This window comes from Butyrivibrio sp. Su6, assembly GCF_900108105.1.
Taxonomy (GTDB): Bacteria; Bacillota; Clostridia; order Lachnospirales; family Lachnospiraceae; genus Butyrivibrio.
On sequence record NZ_FNUR01000010.1, the window covers coordinates 114,204 to 133,684 of the forward strand.

Below are 19,481 nucleotides of genomic sequence, written 5' to 3' on the forward strand. Positions count from 1 at the left end.
ATGAAATGAGTTATTTCTTAAGATTGTACCGATTTATCAGATATAACGAGCATAAACAAGTAACGATTAAAGCATTTTTGCTATCAGCGTATTACAGATTTCGAATTATTAATTCTGATATAAAGAAACTTGCTGGTAAATGGGGAGTTGAAGGTGAAGAATCCCCGGATGATGCATCGTTTGAAGACTATAAATATGCCAAAAAAGTTGCATATGCAGTAAATCAGGTATGTGAAAAGACAAAATGGGAGAGTAAGTGCCTTGTAAGAGCACTTACAGCGCAGAAACTTCTTTCTGAAAAACGTATTGAAACTACTTTGTATTTAGGCTGCAGGCTTGATGAAAATAAAAAAATGATAGCCCATGCATGGTTACGGTGTGGGAAATTATATGTTACCGGCGGTAACGGAAATAATCAGGGGTATGCAATAGTAGACAAGTTTAGGGCTGGGGAAGGAACATGAACAGAGTTAATAAATTGAAAAGATATTGGGCGAGAAAAGATGATGCAAAAGAATATTTTAAATGGATCATCGATTATACAAAACCTTACATACCGCAATTAGGGCTGCTCCTTAGCTTTGATCTGATAGCTACATTATTGTCAGTTGGAATGGCAATAATTGGAAAGACTATGATCGACAATGCTTCTGAGGGAAATCTTTCAGAACTGGCATCAATCATAACGATATATGTTTTGGTTATTGTTGGGGGACAGAGTCTTGCAATTATCAGCAATCTTGTTTCAACTGTAGTATATGAGAAATTTGGATTTGGCATAAGAAAAAAAGTATACAGACGAATACTGGATACTTGCTGGCTGGATATTTCCAAATACCACACCGGTGATCTTATGACAAGACTTACAAGCGATGTGTCAGCTGTATCAGACGGGATATCATCTACTATTCCTACCATAATAAGATTAGTGGTAGAGCTTTTGGTTACTTTTTTTACACTGGCATATTACGATGTAAGGCTTGCCCTATTTGCTCTTTTGGTAGCTCCGATAACTATGATCGCCAGTTTTTGGCTTGGTAAAAAAATTAAGTACCTGCAGGTGAAAGTACAGGAGTCGGAATCTAAGTACAGATCATTTATGCAGGAGAGTCTTGCCAATATACTTATAGAAAAATCTTTTTGTCTTGAAGATTATTCTGAGGAAAAGCTTACTAAGCTTCGAGATGAGAGGATATATTGGGTTTTTAAGAAAAACAGAACTAATATGTATGCTTCTGCTGCCATGGGCCTGTCTTTTCAAATTGGTTACATTGTTGCATTTGCGTGGGGAGCAATCTGCATTGCAAATAAGACAATTACTTTTGGAACAATGACTATTTTTCTTCAGCTTGTTAACAGAATACAATCGCCCATAGTAGGACTGGCACAGGTTGTACCACGTCTGATATCAATGCTTGCTTCAGCAGGAAGAATCATAGAAATTCAGGATTTGCCAAAAGAAGAGTATAAGGGACTTACGATAAGAAATGAAAATGTGGGTGTAAAGATATCACATGTATCGTTTGGATACAGTGATGAACTTGTTTTTGATGATGCATCAATAGAGATAAAACCGGGTGAAGTTGTGGCACTTGTCGGCAGGTCAGGAATAGGGAAGACTACTTTAGTCCGTCTTATAATGGCTTTTACGAAGAATATGAAAGGAAGTATAGCCTTCTATAATTCGTACGGTGAAGAAATAGACAGTTCTCCGGATGCGAGACATTTTATAGCATATGTTCCTCAAGGCAATACGCTTTTTAGCGGAACTATCAGAGAAAATATTCTCATTGGAAGAGAAGATGCAACTGAAGACGAAATAATAGCTGCGCTTGATAGTGCTGCTGCTTTGGATTTTGTAAATGAATTACAGAATGGAATTGATACAGTCATAGGTGAAAAGGGGGTAGGAATATCCGAAGGACAGGCTCAGAGACTTTCGATAGCCAGGGCACTTATAAGAAACGCACCTTTCCTTATCCTTGATGAAGCAACATCGTCACTTGATGAAGCTACTGAGCTAAGAGTATTGGATGGTATCAGAAATTGGGATCCGGCGCCCACATGCCTTGTTATTACACACAGGAAGTCAATTCTTAAATACTGTAACAGAGAAATACAGATTGCGGACAAAAAGATGAGGGAAGCAATATGATAAAGATTTTAATGGTTGATGATGATAAGGATGTGCTTGAAATCAATCGAAAGTATTTTGAGGAAAATGGATGTTCAGTAAAGATATGCAGCCATTCACAAGAGGCTATAGATCTTGCTAAAAAGTTCAAACCGGATTGCATACTTCTTGATGTTATGATGCCCGATATGGATGGGCTTGAGGTATGTAAGCAGATCCGCAGTTTTTCAAATGCACCTATTCTTTTTCTATCAGGGAAAATATCAGAGAATGATAAAGTGGCAGGTTTTGAAGCCGGTGCAGATGACTATATTGAAAAACCTTACAGCCTTAAAGAAGTTTATTTAAGAATAAAGGTTCACATTCGGCGAAATTCCTCTGTTAAAAGGACAATGCCTAAAATGTATATTGATATAAGTCCATTTCTGATCAATTTAGAAGAGCATAAGATTACTTATGAAGACACTGAAATACTGTTATCGAACAAGGAGTACGATATTTTTCTTTATTTGGCACAGAATGCTGGAAGTGAAATTACATTTGAAGAGATCGGCAAAAAAATCTGGGGAAGTTATGATGAAGGTAACAGAAGGATTGTAATGGTAAATGTTTCAAGACTTAGAAAAAAAATAGAAGATCAGACAGGAGTTGATAATCTCATAGAAACAGTCTGGTCAAAAGGATATAAGCTTGTAAAACCAAAGGGTATCAGATATGGACGTTAAAAAGAAATTTGAGCAGCCGAAGATTTCAGCTGATCTGGTCGATGAATTATCACAAAAACTACTTGCTGCTAATAATGAATTAAAGCGGGTTGAAGAAGAACGTACTATGATGCTGGAAAATATTTCGCATGATCTGAGGGCGCCTCTTACAGCAATCAGAAATACTATTGATTTTATTAAAGATAATAGAAACTGTGACGTGAAGGATATGTCAAAGGATGAGTTTAAAAATATGATAAACCTTCTTGATTCCAGAACAAAGTCATTGGAAGTATTGATCGGGGATTTATATTATCTTACATGTCTTGACAGTAAAAAAGATGAATTTGATTTTTGCGAGATTCCAATAGGTCAGTTTTTGGAAGAATACTATTTTGCCCTGGAAATCGATGATACATACAAAGATTATAAGCTTGTAATGGAAGTACCAGAGAATATGAAAGAAATTGTTATGATCGACGGGGCCAAAATGATAAGAGTTCTTGATAACCTGTTTACAAACGCCCGTAAGTACTCTGATGCAGGATCTGTTATCGCACTTGGTGCAGGAAAAAAGGACGGAGAAGTATTCTTTTATGTACAGGACAATGGACGTGGTATTCCAGAAGAGCTAATCCCATATGTATTTGACAGGACCTTTAGAGTATCGAAAGACAGATCTCCAAAAGGGGAGTCAAGTAACGGACTTGGTCTTGCTATAGCAAAAAGTATTGTAAATGGGCATGGTGGCAGAATTGAATGTAAAAGCACATTTGGAAAAGGAAGTAAGTTTATTGTTTACCTGCCGGAACAATAAGCCAAATGAAAAATGGATAAAAAAGTAAGCGTAATAGTTCCAATATATAATGGTGAAAAATATATAGACAGGTGCTGCAAGAGCCTGTTAAGCCAGACATACAAGAATACTGAGTTTATTCTGGTGGATGATGGCAGTGTGGATAGAACCCCTCAAATGTGTGACAGCTATGCCCAAAAAGACGAGAGATTTGTTGTAATACATCAGGAAAATCGAGGGCTTAGTGCAGCAAGAAATGCAGGTACTGACAGAGCTACAGGTGATTATATAGTTTACTTTGATGTGGATGATGAAATAAGTCCTCTGCTTATTGAAGATAATATAAAACTTGCTCTGGAGCATGATGCTGATGTGGTCATGTATTGTTTTCTATATGACAATCTGGATACAGGTGAGAGGATAGAAAACTGCATTGATGAAGGCTTTGCAGGTGATAATGTACAATTTTTTAATAATTTTCTGATAAGGACTATTGACCATGAAGTATTCAATGCGCCTTGGAATAAGCTATATAAACTTAAATTTATAAGAGATAATGATCTTCGTTTTTTACCTGAGTACCCAATATATGAAGATATTATCTTTGCGGCCAGAATGCTGAAAGTTGCAAAAAAAATAGTTGTTAACAACAATTGCTATTATACCTATTATGTCAGAAGTTCAGGGAGCCTTATTTCGAAATATGTTGACGGCTATTTTGACTCTGTAACAAAGTTTTACAAATGTGCGATTTCGTACTGCAGGCAATATGAAAACAACAAATCTCAACTGATAAGGTTTAGCAGTCTGTACGTAAAACTTGTTACTACAAATCTTAAGCAGATCAGTTGCAAGAAAGAACTTAGTATTGGAGTTAAGAGAAGAAAAATACGGAGTATATGTAATAACAGATCATTACAAAATGCGATCAAACTGGCAGAACTTGGAATCAGAAAAAAACTCATTATAAGTCTTATCAGGCACCGCGCTGATCTGCTTATTATTATATTCTATAAAATTATGAAAAAACTTGATGAATCAAACTGGAGGAAATGATGGGAGAGGGGCTAGTCAGTATAATTATTCCGATTTACAACATTGAGGAATATATTGATGCTTGCGTGGAAAGCATTTTAGATCAGACATATAAAAATCTAGAAGTAATTCTTGTAGATGATGGGTCTAAGGACAGCAGTGGAAAAAAAATAGATGAATGGGCCGGGAAAGATTCCAGAGTAGTTGCACTTCATAAAAAAAATGGAGGGCAGGGTGACTCAAGAAACTATGGTTTTGCTCATTCACACGGAGAATATATTGCTTTTGTTGATGGTGACGATTGGGTAGAAAAGACATATATTGAAAAGCTCATGGACACTCTTATTAAAAATGATGCGGATATGTCCGGATGCAGATTCTTCAGAAACAGAACAGACGGGGAGGGATATATATATCCAAGGCCGGATGAATCCTATAGGTTCTGCGAAAATACACAGGACTATATGGTACGGGTATACAATAACTTTGGCGTGTATTGTGGCCCATGTATGAAGATATATAAGAGGAAAATCATAGTTGATAATATGTTTCCCAATATCAGAATAGCGGAAGATGCAATGGTAATACGAGAGATAGCATTCAGGTGCGAAAAAATAGCTTATATTCCTGATGCTCTCTATATGTATAGAGATCGTCCCAACAGTGTTATGACTACCAAAAGGCATTATACATTAGATGAACAGAAATTAAGAATGCTTTGGCTTGATGAGGATATGAAGTTCTACAGAGAAATTAAAAATAATGTTCTCCTGGCACTGGCAGAGAAGGCATTCTGCTACTACATATATAATGACTGGGCGTTTTTTGACAGGGAGTGTCGAGGGTACTATAAAAGCAGGTACTATAAGGCTTTGCGACACATGGTAATAACACCTGGGAACAGTCTGGGAGCAAAGTGTAAATATATTATGTTTGGTATGAAAATAATAGCTTCAAGATAATTTGAGGGGGAATTGTTGTGAAAGAGTTTTCTATTGGAAAAAAGAGTTTATATGTACTTGTAATGTTAGTGGCAGCTTTTCTAATTGTGCTTATTGCATCAGCAACTACGAGCCCGTTGTACCCATATTATAAGGGGTGGGACTCCGGCTTATTTCAGCTGATAGGCAAGGAATGGGGACGTGGTCACATCCCTTATACTGAGCTTTTTGATCAAAAAGGCCCTGTTATATTTTTTATCGATATGTTGGGATATGCAATTACAGGAAATAAGTATGGAGTGTTCTGTATTCAGGTACTATTCATGTTCTTTACAGAACTTGTAGTGTTTGAACTATTTTCTAAAATTTTTCCCCCAAGAAATTCATTAATTATTTCTAACGCTTTATTGTTGCCATTTATATGCTGTTATGAATTTGGAAACTTATGCGAAGAGTATGTTAACCCATTGATTCTATTAAGTCTGTGCTGCTATGTTACATGGCTTGAAGAGAAAAATAAAGGGAATAAAGAACACAAGCCTCTCTATGCGTTTATATATGGTATTACATTTGGCTTTAGTATGATGTCAAGACTTACCAATTCTATTGCGATATGTGTGATAGTCTTCTTTATCTGTATCTATTTATTAGCCAATAAGAAATTCAACAATTTTATTGCTAATGCGTTGGCCTTTATCTGTGGCGCAGCATTATTGATACTTCCTTTTACTGTTTACTTTGCCATAAAGGGATCAAACTATGATTACTGGTACGGGACAATACTTTATAATTTTGCTTATGCATCAGCATCCAGTGGAAGTGTTATGACCATAATAAGAGGAGCAGGCAGGCAAATTGGTAGCTACGCGTTGATCATGCTTGGAATCATTTTCATGTGTGATAAGAAATATTTTGACGGAAGTGTTTATATAGCGATAGGAGCAGCAACAGAGTTTTTGCTTGCAAATATCAATAATTTCGGTCATTATGCCATGATCACTTATCCTTATCTTGTGATAGCTGTATATGAATTAACAAAATTACATATGCATAGCGAAAAGGGGCAGGGATTTCAAAGTGTTAAAAAAAGAGTAACTGGTCTTGTGCTGCTGGCTGTTCTGCTTATAACGGTTGTTTTTACTTCTAAAGAACTTATAAAGCTCTATAGACATCATGAAAAGTTTGCAAGTGGTACTTCAGCAGAAACTATAAAATATGATCAATTGATAGAATTTGTTGAGAATATACCGGCTGAAGACAGAAACAGTGTCATTGGCTATGGAACCAATCCCTGGTTCTATCTGGATATGGACATTACTCCTGCAAACAGATTTTTTGTTATGCAGGACTGGCAGGCAAGCTACAGTGATAATTATACTGAATTGTTATTCCATGAGTATGAAATAAATAAACCTAAATGGATTGTGCTTGTAAAAAATGGTGATGTTGTTATTCAGAAGATTTTGGATACTTTCTATTCTGTTGTCATGACAGAGCCGGTAGAATATTCAAATGGAACAGAAGAGCTTATTTTATATAAGCTTGATTAAGGGGGAAATATGAAAAACATAGAAAAAGCATTGCTGATGCTTATCATTATTTTTGCAGGGGTTGTAGTTATTTTGCTTGGAATAAAGAAAGTGAATTACCACTGTGATGAAATATGGACTTATGGCCTTGCGAATAACATTGGTGGTATCAATCCTTCTTTTGAAATTGGAAAAATTTATCAGGGAATGGGACCGTTTGAAGATTTTATGACGGTTGATGCGAATAATAGATTTAATTATGCAAATACCTGGGATAATCAGGCAAAAGATGTTCATCCACCATTTTATTATATTCTTGTCCACACTGTATGTTCTCTGTTTTCCGGGACATTCAGTAAGTGGTATGGGGTTGCCATTAACATTTTCTGGATGATCCTGACCTTGATAATTCTGTATAAACTGTTAAAGGATATATTTGGAAATACTCTTGCTGCAGCAGGAGCTCTTTTAGCCTATGCATCATCTGTTGTGTTCTTTGACACTATGCTTTTGATAAGAATGTATGCCCAATTTACTTTTTTTGTTGTCTTACTGATGTATGTTTTTGAGAAAAACTGGGATAAAAAACCTGATAAGCCATTTCTGATAAAGCTTGGTATTACCCTGTTTTTGGGTATGTTTACACAGTATTATTTTATTTTCATAGCTTTTTTTATGTGCCTTATTTATGGAATCAAGCTTCTTGCGGCCAAAGACAAAAATTGCGTAAGAAATTATATCGTAGGTATTGGAATTGCAGGAATTTGTTATGGACTTGCCTGGTACCATATCCTTGCCCATATATTTAATGGTTACAGAGGCGAAGAAGCAATCAGTAAGGCTACAAATCTTGGCGGATTGCTCTCAGGAATGGTGGGAATGTTTTCTATAATTGACTCTGAAGCTTTCGCCGGACTTGGCATATTTTTTATAATACTGGGGCTTGGATTTTTGATTTACAAGATCTTAAAAAAGGACATAGCGCCTGATTTTACATTTTTTATGTTTTTATGTGGCTGTTTTTATGTAGTTGTAGTTGGAAAAATCTGTCCAAAGATAACAACAAGGTACATAATGCCAGTAAGCTGGATATTTATTATAGCTTCATATATTGTAATACGCTTCTTTATAAACAAGTTAAGAACAGGAATGATTTCAGAGTATGTTGTTATAGCTGTTTTCTGTGTTATAAGTATATTCAATCTGGCAAGCAGGAATTTCACAGTACCGATGGATTATATAGATTCGGATCAGCAGAAGGCGATTGAAATTGCGACTGATAAAAAGACTTTGGTGTGTGTCGATGTTAACTGGAAAATTCTTTATGACTTTGTGATTCTTATGAATACGGACAGCTATGAATTTATTGATCCGGAAAATGCAGAGAAATATATAAATGAGCAGAATGAAGATTTTATATTAGTTGTCAATCTCGATGAGGGAAGAGAGGAACTTATAGCAGATTTCGATAATGAATTATTGTACGAAGACGGAATGAATTTCTATTATCTTGTTAACAGATAACAGTTTTCAAATTAAAAGATGATGAGAGACAACAATAAATGATGAAGAATGAATTGATTTCTGTCATTATTCCCGTTTATAACAGGAAAGAGTGTTTACAAAGATGTTTTTCAAGTATAGATGAGCAGAGCGTTCAAGCAGAGATAATAATTGTTGATGATGGAAGTACGGATGGGAGTTCATACATAATCGATGATTATAGAAAGCAACATTCTAACTGTATAGTTATTCATCAGCCTAACTTGGGACTTAGTGCGGCAAGGAATGCCGGATTGGATATTTGCAGAGGCGATTATATATTTTTTCTGGATAGTGATGATTATCTTGAAAAGGAAGCTCTTGCCGATTTACTCAGAGCTATTAAAGAAACAGATTCTGATGTTTGCATTTGCAAGTATTCAAGATATTTTGAAGACGGAGCCCTTGAATATGAAAATCACTTGCCTGATTATGCAAAAAATAAAGTGATAACCAAAGAAGGACTGCTCTCTTTGATGTATATTGAAAATTCATACCTTTGGTGTGTTGCGTGGGGGAAGCTTTATAAAAGAAAAGTCTTTGATAACATAAGATTTCCTGTTGGCAAAAATTCTGAAGATGAATATATCATGCCACTGATACTTGAAAAAGCATCTAAGTTTTATGTTTTGGATGAGAGCTTATATCATCAGGTTTTGACTAAAAACAGCATTGTCAGGAATGACATTTCAATCAAAACATTGGATGCATCTGAAGCTGTATTGGAGATGATCTGGTATTTGCTTGATAAAGGTTATTATGAGTATGCACTTTTTAGATTTGGTGTAGCAACAAGATGGCTTTTACTGTGGAAGAGCATGGCTAAAAACAGTGAAATAAAAGAAGCAATAAAATGCCATTATACCCAATATCGTAAAGTGGCCAAAAAACTTATCTCGTATGTGGACATAAAAAATAAAATCAGGTTGTCTTTGTTCTGTTTAAATTTTCAACTATACGGTTTTATTCAAAATTTATGCAAAAAGGTTAAGAAAAATGAGAAAGTACAGGATTTACGGGCAGATTATTGAATCTGACATGGAGTTTTCCTATCTCATACCCGCAGATGATCATTCTTATGATGAGAAAGACATTATAAGGATAAAAAGAGAAGTCATTGGGGATGAAGTAAATGAAAGGCTTGAAAATACAGGAGTAAACTATCTGGTTTCATTTGAAGTATCGTGCTTTAGAAATCCATGGGGATACTTTTTGGTAAAGTATGGAACTGATATCTTTTATGAAATCAAGGATGGAGCCGGAGAAAAAGATATTATTCCATTTATTTTGGGCTATTGTCTTAGTATGGCTTTACTTCAAAAAAGGATACTTGCAATTCATTGCAGCGCGGTGTGTGTCCCTAACGATTACGGGGATGGAGAAGCTCTGCTTATTGTCGGTGAATCAGGTGCAGGGAAATCCACGTTGACAAGGAAATTGCTGGATGAAGGATTTGGATTTATGGCTGATGATATAGCAGCAATATCTTTTAACGAGAACATATATGTTCATCCTACATTCCCTTATCAAAAACTGTGCAGAAATGAAATTGAAGCTAATGATCTGGACAAGTCTGGGATGCTATATATTGATGAGAATAAAGATAAATTCCTTGTCCCTGTAAAAAAACACTTCGTTAACGAACCTAAAAAACTCAGGGGAATGATCTACATTGTTCCTGCCATGGTAGATAATGTAGAAGTCCACGAACTATCAGGTTTTGATCAGTTTATAGCTTTTAAAAATAATATTTTTATGCATAAAATGACTGGCGAGTGGGAAAAAGAAAAAAATTTTCTTGATCTGTGTCTTAAAGCAGCAGGTAAATGCCCGGTGTATGTTATTTTAAGGCCAATCGGGACAAATTCGGTTGAATCCATGAGCGAGAGTATAAAGAATTTGTTTTTGGAATAGGGGGAAATATGTCAGCAATTTGGGGAAACATAGAGTTTGGAAAGAAATCTTCATCAGTATCCTCTATGGCAGATGAGTACAACAGAAAATGTAAGTTAGACAGAATAAGGGAAATACATTATAAGAACTCTATTATAGGAGCAGGACTTTTACATATAAATCCGGAAGATGAGTACGAGCAGATGCCTTATACTCTTGAAGGCAGGGATACTGTAATTGTTGCGGATGTAGTTCTTGACAACAGAGAGGAATTATATCTGGAATTAACGCAGGCTGGTTTTTTGGGGGACGATATAGATAAGATTCCTGATGGCAAAATGATATGTGCTGCTTATGAAAAATGGGGATATGATTTTGTTAAGTATATTAAGGGAATTTACTCTATAGCAGTTTATGACGCTTCAGAAGAGAAGCTCTTTATATGTACTGATAGAACATCAAGCAGGTGTCTGTATTATTATAAAAAGGATAACAGTATCACATTTTCTACCCTCATTTCCCCCATCAGGAAGCTTTTTAAAGATATTTCAGTAAATGAGATGTATATGAAAGACTTCCTGATTTTGCCGGGAATCATGCCGAATATTTCTTCCAATGAAACCCCTTGGAATGGAATATATATGGTGGAAGCAGGCTGTAGTGTAAGTATCACAAGAGATCATTTAAGTATTAACAGATACTATAGTCCAAAACAGAATAACCTTTCCAAAGATATAAATAAGTTAAAAGATATATTTTTATTTACATATAATAATGCTACCAAAAGAGCAGTAAGAACAAATAAAGATGTTGCTATTGCTCTTAGCGGAGGTTTTGATTCCTCATCTGTAGCAGCAATGTCGGCGCCTATACTTGGTAAAGAGAATAAAAAACTATATTCTTATACTTATGTTCCTCACTATAATGTCTCTTCATATTACCCCAAGAGACAGATAACCGATGAATCTTATTTTGTAAAAGCAATATCAGAGATGTATCCGAATATTGAGACGACTTTTACTGATAATGGTGGAGAAGGATGTTTTGATTATATTGATGAAATTATTGATATTATGGAAATCCCATTCAAGGCATTTGCCAATCTGCCGTTACTTTTAGAAATATATAAATCAGCTAGTGAAAAAGGATGTAAGGTCTTTTTAAATGGTCAGACCGGTAATTCTACAGTTTCATTTGGTGATATAGATGCTGCAATTAACTATCTTTGCAGCAAAAAGCACTACCTGACGGCGTTTAAGTATTTTAATAATTTTTGTAAAGCGTCTGGATTTAGTAGAAAAAAGGCTTTTGGTATTGAAATTAACAGGCTTATGGCACAAAAGAATAAGGTTCATTTTCAAACGGAAATTGAGAAAAATGATTTAAATCATTTTGTTAATTCCAGCTTACTTAACGACTATAGTTTAGCAAAAAGAAATAACTCTGGAATGTTACTTGTTCAAGATCCGCCAATTATTACTGTAGATAAAATGAAGGATGAAGTATATACACTACCGGCTCTTTCTTACATAGGTGCTATGGAAACAAAACTCGGACTATATACCGGAATGGTGATAAGAGATCCTACAAGGGACAGTGATATTATTGATTTTGTTCTTTCTTTTCCCTTTGAGTATTTATCGTATAATGGCATCCCTCGGTATCTGATTAGAGGATTCATGGAAGGATTGCTACCGCGCTGCATTTTGTACCCAATTGATAAAACAGGTATTCAGAGCGCTGATTGGATATTTAGATTATCTGATAGTAAAGATTCAATCCTTGATATATTGGAGGATACATTTAAGGATGTTAATGTGGAAGGCTCTATCAACATGGAAGAGATACAGCCATTTCTAAAGGAAAAAAGGGACTTTAATAAAGAAAATGAGATTGAATATCTCTATTTGATTATTGTCTATATATATGCAAGATTTAAAATGTTACAGTTATGATAGATTTGTTTACATGGCCATAGTGTATTGATAATATAGCAATGTAAATAGTAATTGTTCTTATTTGGAGGAATTAAAAATGAAAAAATGGGAAGCAGCAGAGCTAAATTGCCTTGATATTTCTGAAACAGCACATAAATGGGTACTTGATTTTCAATGGGATGGCGGCTATATAGGAGACGGGAAAATCTCAGGATGGGGCGGAGGAAATTCAGAACCAACACCAACACCAACACCAACACCAACACCAACACCTACACCAACTCCGGATCCAACTCCAACTCCAGATCCGGCTGGATTCACTTCATAATGATTGATTGCTATATGACCAGGCTTTTGTCTGGTCTTTTTGTTTATTCTTTTTTAACTATAGCTATCCCTTGGTGTGTGTTACAATGATAAAAAGTGTATGAAAAAGCACACTAGGAGATCCTATGATCAGTGCCCAGAACATTGGCAGCATAACCTTTAATCTTGCTGCGCTAGTCATAAGTATGACCTGTGTTCTATATACATTGATGATGAGGACAAGGATAAAGTTCAGTAACAGGCTTTTCATGTCTCTCATATTGATCGTTATTATAGATTCTCTTACAGGCATACTTTGCGAAGTGGTTGTTTATTCAGGGCTTTCTTATGGAGTAAAGCTCTTTTGTTTTCATGTCTTTCAGTATCTGTATTTCTTTACGCATTTTGCCATTGCCCCAATCCTTGCTTTATACATCATTATTTCATGCGGAGTCTCTTTTAGATTTTCTGGAAGAGCGCGCTTTTTACTTGCATTTCCTTTTGCTCTCATGGAACTTATGGTGGCTGTAAATCCATTCACAAACCTTGTTTATAGTGTAGATGAAAACATAGTCTTTCACAGAGGCATTGGAGTATATATCGCCTATCTGGTCAGTGCCTTCTATGTGATGTTTTCTATAGTTGCCATGGTTTTGTACTGGAATGTTTTTAACAGGATGAAAAGATTTGCCATTGGGTATTTCTTTATTCTAGTTATAGCCGGTACGCTTATCCAGATGATCTTTTTCAATGTCAGATGTGAGCTTATGTGTGAGGCGATAGGGCTATTGGGCCTTATGATCATGTTTGAAAATGATGAGGACAGGATCGATATTTCTACCTGGGGCTATAACAGAAATGCTTTTTTGCATGATGTTGGCATATATTTTAGATACAACAGACATTTTTATACCATATGTGTCCGAATCCAAAATGGCGATGTTTACAGGAAAATAGCAGGCTATGAAGAGTACGAAAAAGTCCTTTTCATGGTTGTGAAATTCTTAAGCAGTATCAGTCCCAAATATGAAGTTTACAGAGTTAGCAACGACTGTTTCTTTTTGATCTGTCCTGATACCTCTGAAATTGAGGCGGGAAGAGTCTCAAAGCAGGTATTTGACAGGTTTCAGCGAGAGTGGCTAAGGCAAAGCAGCAGTTTCCTGTTAAAGGCATGCATAATCCGCGCATATTCGCCCGATCAGTTTGGAAATATCGGATACCTCCTTCTTTTGTCCGATTCTGCATTTGAAAAAGAGCCTGACAGGATTTATTCACAAAATGACCTTGATTTTATTTTGAGAAGGGCCAAGGTTGAGATTGCGGTAAAAAGAGGTATTGAAGAAGGCAAGTTTAAAGTCTCTTATATGCCTATCTACTCCAAGGATGGCCTTATTATCTACGGTGCGAGGGCTGAGCTTGAGTTTACTGATGATGAGCTCGGATATATAGATAAGTCGGAGTTTATGCCAATAGCTGAGGAAACAGGCCTAATTGAAAGGCTTGGCTGGCTCAATATTGAGGAGGTTTTTTATTTCCTTGGAGGCGGTATCACTGAGGAGATGGGACTTGAGTTTATTATAATAAACCTCTCTGCCGTGCAGGTTATAAGGACTGACTTTGTAGACAATGTAAAAGCACTGATAGCAAAATATGGAGTAAATCCAAGGAGGGTTATTTTTAACCTTACTGAATCCGCAGTGACTTCTGATGAAAATATAATGGGCAATGTAATAAAAGAGCTTGTGGATATGGGTATAAGGTTTGGTATTGAGAACTATGGCAGCGGCTTTTTTACCAATCAGAGTTCTGCGTCACCTCTTTTTGAAGGGGTTGTTATGAATGCTGCCCATATGTATGCGGCATTTACAAATGAGCAGACCAGGATTATCTTGGAGAACCGTATCAAGATGGTAAAAGAGATGGGAAAAGACATACTTATAAGCCATGTTGATGACGCAAATCTTATGGAATTTGCAAGCGGAATAGATGTTGATTATTTCCAGGGAATGTATTTTTCACAGGCGTCTTCAAGAAATGAGTTTATTGCTATCCTGCGGGCAACAGAGCTTGCAAAGATGGAGGAGAGAAGAGCAAAAGCGGCAAGTGAAGCCAAAAGTAATTTCCTTGCAAATATGTCTCATGAGATCAGAACTCCTATCAATGCAGTTCTTGGCATGAACGAAGTCATTCTTCGTGAGTGTAAAGATGAAAAGATCATCGAGTATGCTCAAAACATAGAAAGTGCTGGAAGGACTCTCCTTTCCCTTATAAATGATATTCTTGATTTTTCCAAGATAGAGTCGGGGAGTATGGAAATCAATGAAGCAGAGTATGATCTGTCTTCAGTACTTAATGATGTCTTTAATATGGTTAATCTTAAGGCACAGCAAAAAGCTCTAAAACTGCAGTTTGACATTGACGAAACAATTCCTGACAAGCTCTTTGGTGATGAGATGAGAATCCGCCAGGTAATGGTGAATATCTTAAACAACGCAGTAAAATACACTCAAGAGGGCAAAATCACGCTTTCACTCAATGGAATAGAACAGGAGAAGGGGATTCTTCTTGTTCTTAAGGTAAAAGACACCGGTATAGGCATAAAACCTGAGGAGATGGATTCACTTTTTGATAAGTTCAAAAGGCTGGACGTTGATAAAAACAGGACAATTGAAGGAAGTGGGCTAGGACTTGCTATTACCCATTCACTTATTGAACTTATGGATGGAACAATAGATGTTGAGAGTGAATATGGAGTCGGAACTACCTTTATAATCACAATTCCACAGGGAATAAGAAGCAATTCTCAGATAGGAGATTTTAAGGCACGAATAGCCAAGACCATGAAGAATAAAGAATATCATGAAAAATTCGTGGCACCTAATGCAAGGATTCTTGTGGTAGATGACACTCCTATGAATCATGTTGTCATTAGAGAGCTTCTTAAAAACACTAGGATTCAGATTGAATCTGCAAGGAGCGGTGCTGAATGCCTTGAAAAGCAGCGCCTTGAAAAGTATGACATTATCTTTATGGATTACCGTATGCCGCAGATGGATGGTATAGAGACACTTAAGGCCATGAAAGAGGATGATGATAGTAAGAATAAGGACACGCCGGTTATCATTCTGACGGCAAATGCCATATCAGGTGCCAGGGAGAACTTCCTGCAGGAAGGCTTTGAAGACTACCTTTCAAAGCCTATTGAAAGCGAAAAACTTGAAGAACTTATCATGAAGTTTTTGCCCAAGGACAAGGTTACAGCCGGAGAAAACGAAAAAAAGAGCAATGACTATGAAGAGAAATCCGTTGGGGACAACAATCCTTTCGAGGGAGTGTTTAAGGAAATCGATTACAAAGAGGGACTTAAGAACTGCGGAAGTCTTGAGAGTTATCTGAATATATTAAAGGTATATTACGATTCGATAAACTTTACAAGAGACAATATTTATGGTGCCTATGAGTCGGGAAATATCAAGGATTATACAAGCTACGTGCATTCACTTAAGAGTACCAGCAGGACTATAGGGGCAACAAATCTGTCAAATATGGCTAAAATGCTGGAGGATGCCGGTAACAGTGAAGATATAAATACTATAGATGAGTTTACGCCAGAGCTTTTAAATCTGTATCATATCGTTGAGCATGAGCTTATGGGAGTACAGGAAATAGCCGGTTCTGAAGGAGATGATGTCGATAAGCCGCCTATTTCTGAAAATCAGCTTATGGATGCATACAGTACCATACTGGAAGTTTGTGCTGTTCTAGACTACGATACGTTAGCATATGTACTTGATACAGTTAATAAATATAGTATAAGCGGCATTGATAATGATATAATTAAGAAAATAGGTGAACTGGCTTATAAGCTTGATTGGGATGGCATAAAACAAATCGTAACAGACAGGCTAGATAACAGGGAGAACAAGTAATGTTCAATAAAAAAATCCTGCTGGTAAGAAAAAGTGAGACCTTTATGGTCAATGCAATCAAAAATAACCTTTTACAGGCGCATTTTCAGGTAAAAGACTCAGATTATTCAATCAAACAGCTAAGTGAGAATGCACGCGATGTAAATCTGATCATCCTCTATACAGACTCAGATGTGGAGGATCATCGTGATGCTTTTATTTATCTGAAAGACTTATGTGTGGAAGAGAATAAGGTAGTCCTTATTATTGGCGAAGATGAGGCATTTAAGTTTGCGCACAGATTTATTCCTAAAGAGGACATAGCTTTCGAAGTGTACAGACCCCTTGATATGGCAGATCTCATGTCCAAGGTAATGACCGCTACGGATGATGAGTTTGAACAGCAGAGGAGAAAGTGCATCCTTATCATAGATGATGATCTTACATTCCTTCAGATGACAAGGGAAGTGTTAAAGGATACATACAGGGTTGGAATGGCTAATTCCGGAACCCAGGCGGTTGCTTGGCTTGCCAATAACCATGCAGATCTCATCTTACTTGATTATGACATGCCAATACTGGACGGACCTAAGGTAATGGAAATGCTAAAAAGTGAGAGTTTTTCCAGCTCCACCCCGGTTATGTTCCTTACAGGTAAAAATGACAGAGAATCTGTTACCAGCGTAATATCATTAAAACCGGTCGATTACCTTTTGAAGTCCATAACCAAAGAGAAACTTTTAAAGACCCTTGAAGATTTCTTTGATTCCGGGAAGAAAAAATGATGGAAATGAATCTGCTTGGAGCTGCAAGCTTTAGGATTGCTGCGGCTATTATCAGTATTACCTGCATATTTTATACGACTGTTCTGAAGACTAAAAAAAGTATCAGAAGAAGACTTTTTTTGATACTTTTATACATTGTGTTTGCTGATTCTGTTTCGGGACTTCTGTCTTCTTATGTTTTTGAGAATGCATTTATTCCCCATAATATCAAATATGTTATCTGCTATTTTCTTAATCTGTTTTATTATTTCACCCACTTTAGCACAGTAGTTATTTTTTTGTATTACATGTCATTCGTTTGCGATGTCTTATTCAGGTATGGAAAACTCAGGAAAAGAGTTATTCTTTTGCCTTTATTATTTGTTGAACTGGCATTACTGACTAATCCACTTACCAATTTTATGTTTACCATAGATGGAAATAACGTTGTCAAAAAAGAAATTGGTATCTATATCGCATATTTCATAACTCTTTTATATTTCATAAACTGCGTGATCATGTTGTTTAAATTCTGGAAAACTGTGAACTATACCAAGATAGCGGCTATGGCATATTTTTTGGGGCTCACATTTGTGGGAATAATGATACAGCTGGCCTTTCCATGGGTTATGTGTGAAATATTATGCGAAGCTATCGGTCTTATGGGCCTTATGGTAATGATTGAAAAAGAAGATGAAAGACTGGATTCTATAACAAAAGCCTATAACAGGATAGCTCTTTTGCAGGACCTTGGAAATATCATAGGCATGAAACGAAGCTTTAAGATAATCTGCATAAGGATAGACAATGCGGAAAATTATAGAAGAATCATGGGCGTAGACAGCTTTGACAGGATACTTACTGAAATAGTTGCAACAATACATGGTATCAACAATTACCTGAATGTATATAGAAATGGAGATGCTAACTTTTTTATTATAGTTCCGGATGCTGATGATAAAAAAGTAAATGATCTGGCAGAGCTTATCAGTAGAAGATTTGAGGAAGGCTTTTTTACTGAAAAAGGTGAAACAAAGGTAAACGCGACAATTCTTCTTGCCGGTTATCCTGAGGAGTTTAAATTTGCCGATGACATAGTTCTTTTATCGGAGGCACCTCTTGATGCTGATGAGTATGGGAGAATTATTAAAGGCAGAAATCTGGAATTTCTTTTAAGGACAATAGAAGTTGAGAAGGCTATATCACAGGGAATATCAGAGAACAAGTTTCATGTATATTATCAGCCGATCTATGGCAAAAGATGTGGCTGCATAAAAGCGGCCCAGGCACTATTAAAGCTTGAGGATGATGAGCTTGGAGAAGTGAATTTCAGAGAGTTCATGCCAATTGCAGAGAGAACTGGTTTTGCGGAAGAACTTGAAATAAGAATGATCGAATCTGTAATCAAATTCCTTGGAAATGATGTTAATAAGGGATATATGAGTATTGATTTTGTCATTATCCACATCATGGCAGCTAAGGTCCTAAATAAAAATCTGGTCACAACTGTAAAGGAGCTTCTTGTTAAGTACAATGTTGATCCGGGGCTCATTGCCTTTGACATAAGTGATACCATGGCAGAGATGTCGGAGGATAATTTAAGGTATGTTGTAAATGAGTTTTATGATACCGGAATAAGGCTCTTCCTTGGTAATTATGGAAAAGATTCATCAAGGATTACTCTGGATGCCATGGAAAAATTTGATGGCGTCATCATGAGTGCATGGCGTTTTTTGGATCCCGATATGGTAAAACAGGGCGATATCATTATGAAAGCCAGAACAGATATGCTCACGCAGCTTGGTAAAAAAATCCTCATAGGTGGTGTGGATAATAAGATATATTTTGATAAGATCATGCAGGTGGGTGGTGATTATATGTCGGGCAAATATTTGTCTGCACCACTTTCCAAAAATGAGATACAGGTCAGGTTCTGGGATTACGATAGGGTTGCACTGGGAGATGCAACAGAAATTTAAAGTGGAATTAAGC

15 protein-coding genes are annotated in these 19,481 nt (G+C 36.4%); all 15 read left to right on the top strand.

The window, feature by feature from the left end:
* Positions 1-5: 5 nt before the first annotated feature.
* The 15 genes from C4S54_RS11560 to C4S54_RS11625 all read left to right on the top strand — a co-directional run bounded on the left by C4S54_RS11560 (position 6) and on the right by C4S54_RS11625 (position 19,468).
* Positions 6-464, top strand: coding sequence for a lasso peptide biosynthesis B2 protein (locus C4S54_RS11560; RefSeq protein WP_103869678.1), 459 nt, complete (start codon positions 6-8; stop codon positions 462-464).
* Entirely contained in the window at positions 461-2,155 is a 1,695-nt protein-coding gene (locus C4S54_RS11565; RefSeq protein ID WP_103869679.1) for an ABC transporter ATP-binding protein, read from the top strand. The genes C4S54_RS11560 and C4S54_RS11565 overlap by 4 nt, the downstream gene beginning before the upstream one ends.
* Entirely contained in the window at positions 2,152-2,859 is a 708-nt protein-coding gene (locus C4S54_RS11570; protein ID WP_103869680.1) for a response regulator transcription factor, read from the top strand. Before C4S54_RS11565 ends, C4S54_RS11570 begins: the two co-directional genes overlap by 4 nt.
* Entirely contained in the window at positions 2,849-3,655 is an 807-nt protein-coding gene (locus C4S54_RS11575; RefSeq protein WP_103869681.1) for a sensor histidine kinase, read from the top strand. The genes C4S54_RS11570 and C4S54_RS11575 overlap by 11 nt, the downstream gene beginning before the upstream one ends.
* A gap of 12 nt (positions 3,656-3,667) precedes the next feature.
* Positions 3,668-4,690: a glycosyltransferase family 2 protein gene (locus C4S54_RS11580; protein ID WP_103869682.1), complete on the top strand. Its 1,023-nt coding sequence runs from the start codon at positions 3,668-3,670 to the stop codon at positions 4,688-4,690.
* Positions 4,690-5,631 (top strand): glycosyltransferase family 2 protein, encoded by a 942-nt coding sequence (locus C4S54_RS11585; protein WP_160110755.1) that lies wholly within the window; start codon positions 4,690-4,692, stop codon positions 5,629-5,631. Before C4S54_RS11580 ends, C4S54_RS11585 begins: the two co-directional genes overlap by 1 nt.
* A gap of 17 nt (positions 5,632-5,648) precedes the next feature.
* Complete coding sequence (locus C4S54_RS11590) at positions 5,649-7,160, top strand: glycosyltransferase family 39 protein (protein WP_103869684.1); 1,512 nt, start codon at positions 5,649-5,651, stop codon at positions 7,158-7,160.
* Positions 7,161-7,169: 9 nt separating this feature from the next.
* Positions 7,170-8,663 (top strand): glycosyltransferase family 39 protein, encoded by a 1,494-nt coding sequence (locus C4S54_RS11595; RefSeq protein ID WP_103869685.1) that lies wholly within the window; start codon positions 7,170-7,172, stop codon positions 8,661-8,663.
* A gap of 38 nt (positions 8,664-8,701) precedes the next feature.
* Positions 8,702-9,712, top strand: coding sequence for a glycosyltransferase family 2 protein (locus tag C4S54_RS11600; RefSeq protein WP_103869686.1), 1,011 nt, complete (start codon positions 8,702-8,704; stop codon positions 9,710-9,712).
* Positions 9,678-10,595 (top strand): hypothetical protein, encoded by a 918-nt coding sequence (locus C4S54_RS11605; RefSeq protein WP_103869687.1) that lies wholly within the window; start codon positions 9,678-9,680, stop codon positions 10,593-10,595. The genes C4S54_RS11600 and C4S54_RS11605 overlap by 35 nt, the downstream gene beginning before the upstream one ends.
* An 8-nt stretch (positions 10,596-10,603) precedes the next feature.
* On the top strand, positions 10,604-12,529 hold the full coding sequence (locus C4S54_RS11610; RefSeq protein WP_103869688.1) for an asparagine synthase-related protein: 1,926 nt from the start codon (positions 10,604-10,606) through the stop codon (positions 12,527-12,529).
* Positions 12,530-12,608: 79 nt separating this feature from the next.
* Positions 12,609-12,839 (top strand): hypothetical protein, encoded by a 231-nt coding sequence (locus C4S54_RS15875; protein ID WP_146059993.1) that lies wholly within the window; start codon positions 12,609-12,611, stop codon positions 12,837-12,839.
* A 124-nt stretch (positions 12,840-12,963) separates the two neighbouring features.
* Positions 12,964-16,746, top strand: a complete 3,783-nt coding sequence (locus tag C4S54_RS11615) for an EAL domain-containing protein (protein WP_103869689.1) — start codon at positions 12,964-12,966, stop codon at positions 16,744-16,746.
* Complete coding sequence (locus C4S54_RS11620; RefSeq protein ID WP_022775514.1) at positions 16,746-17,510, top strand: response regulator; 765 nt, start codon at positions 16,746-16,748, stop codon at positions 17,508-17,510. Before C4S54_RS11615 ends, C4S54_RS11620 begins: the two co-directional genes overlap by 1 nt.
* A complete protein-coding gene (locus tag C4S54_RS11625; protein ID WP_103869690.1) occupies positions 17,507-19,468 on the top strand; it encodes a bifunctional diguanylate cyclase/phosphodiesterase in 1,962 nt (653 codons plus the stop codon). The genes C4S54_RS11620 and C4S54_RS11625 overlap by 4 nt, the downstream gene beginning before the upstream one ends.
* Positions 19,469-19,481: the final 13 nt, after the last annotated feature.

What these genes read in the sequence shown, in the direction of transcription:
- C4S54_RS11575 (WP_103869681.1), top strand. Translation starts at nt 2,849, where the DNA reads ATGGACGTTAAAAAGAAATTTGAGCAGCCGAAGATTTCAGCTGATCTG.
- C4S54_RS11625 (WP_103869690.1), top strand. Translation starts at nt 17,507, where the DNA reads ATGATGGAAATGAATCTGCTTGGAGCTGCAAGCTTTAGGATTGCTGCG.
- C4S54_RS11580 (WP_103869682.1), top strand. Translation starts at nt 3,668, where the DNA reads ATGGATAAAAAAGTAAGCGTAATAGTTCCAATATATAATGGTGAAAAA.
- C4S54_RS11560 (WP_103869678.1), top strand. Translation starts at nt 6, where the DNA reads ATGAGTTATTTCTTAAGATTGTACCGATTTATCAGATATAACGAGCAT.
- C4S54_RS11615 (WP_103869689.1), top strand. Translation starts at nt 12,964, where the DNA reads ATGATCAGTGCCCAGAACATTGGCAGCATAACCTTTAATCTTGCTGCG.
- C4S54_RS11570 (WP_103869680.1), top strand. Translation starts at nt 2,152, where the DNA reads ATGATAAAGATTTTAATGGTTGATGATGATAAGGATGTGCTTGAAATC.
- C4S54_RS11595 (WP_103869685.1), top strand. Translation starts at nt 7,170, where the DNA reads ATGAAAAACATAGAAAAAGCATTGCTGATGCTTATCATTATTTTTGCA.
- C4S54_RS11620 (WP_022775514.1), top strand. Translation starts at nt 16,746, where the DNA reads ATGTTCAATAAAAAAATCCTGCTGGTAAGAAAAAGTGAGACCTTTATG.
- C4S54_RS11605 (WP_103869687.1), top strand. Translation starts at nt 9,678, where the DNA reads ATGAGAAAGTACAGGATTTACGGGCAGATTATTGAATCTGACATGGAG.
- C4S54_RS11585 (WP_160110755.1), top strand. Translation starts at nt 4,690, where the DNA reads ATGGGAGAGGGGCTAGTCAGTATAATTATTCCGATTTACAACATTGAG.
- C4S54_RS15875 (WP_146059993.1), top strand. Translation starts at nt 12,609, where the DNA reads ATGAAAAAATGGGAAGCAGCAGAGCTAAATTGCCTTGATATTTCTGAA.
- C4S54_RS11600 (WP_103869686.1), top strand. Translation starts at nt 8,702, where the DNA reads ATGATGAAGAATGAATTGATTTCTGTCATTATTCCCGTTTATAACAGG.
- C4S54_RS11610 (WP_103869688.1), top strand. Translation starts at nt 10,604, where the DNA reads ATGTCAGCAATTTGGGGAAACATAGAGTTTGGAAAGAAATCTTCATCA.
- C4S54_RS11565 (WP_103869679.1), top strand. Translation starts at nt 461, where the DNA reads ATGAACAGAGTTAATAAATTGAAAAGATATTGGGCGAGAAAAGATGAT.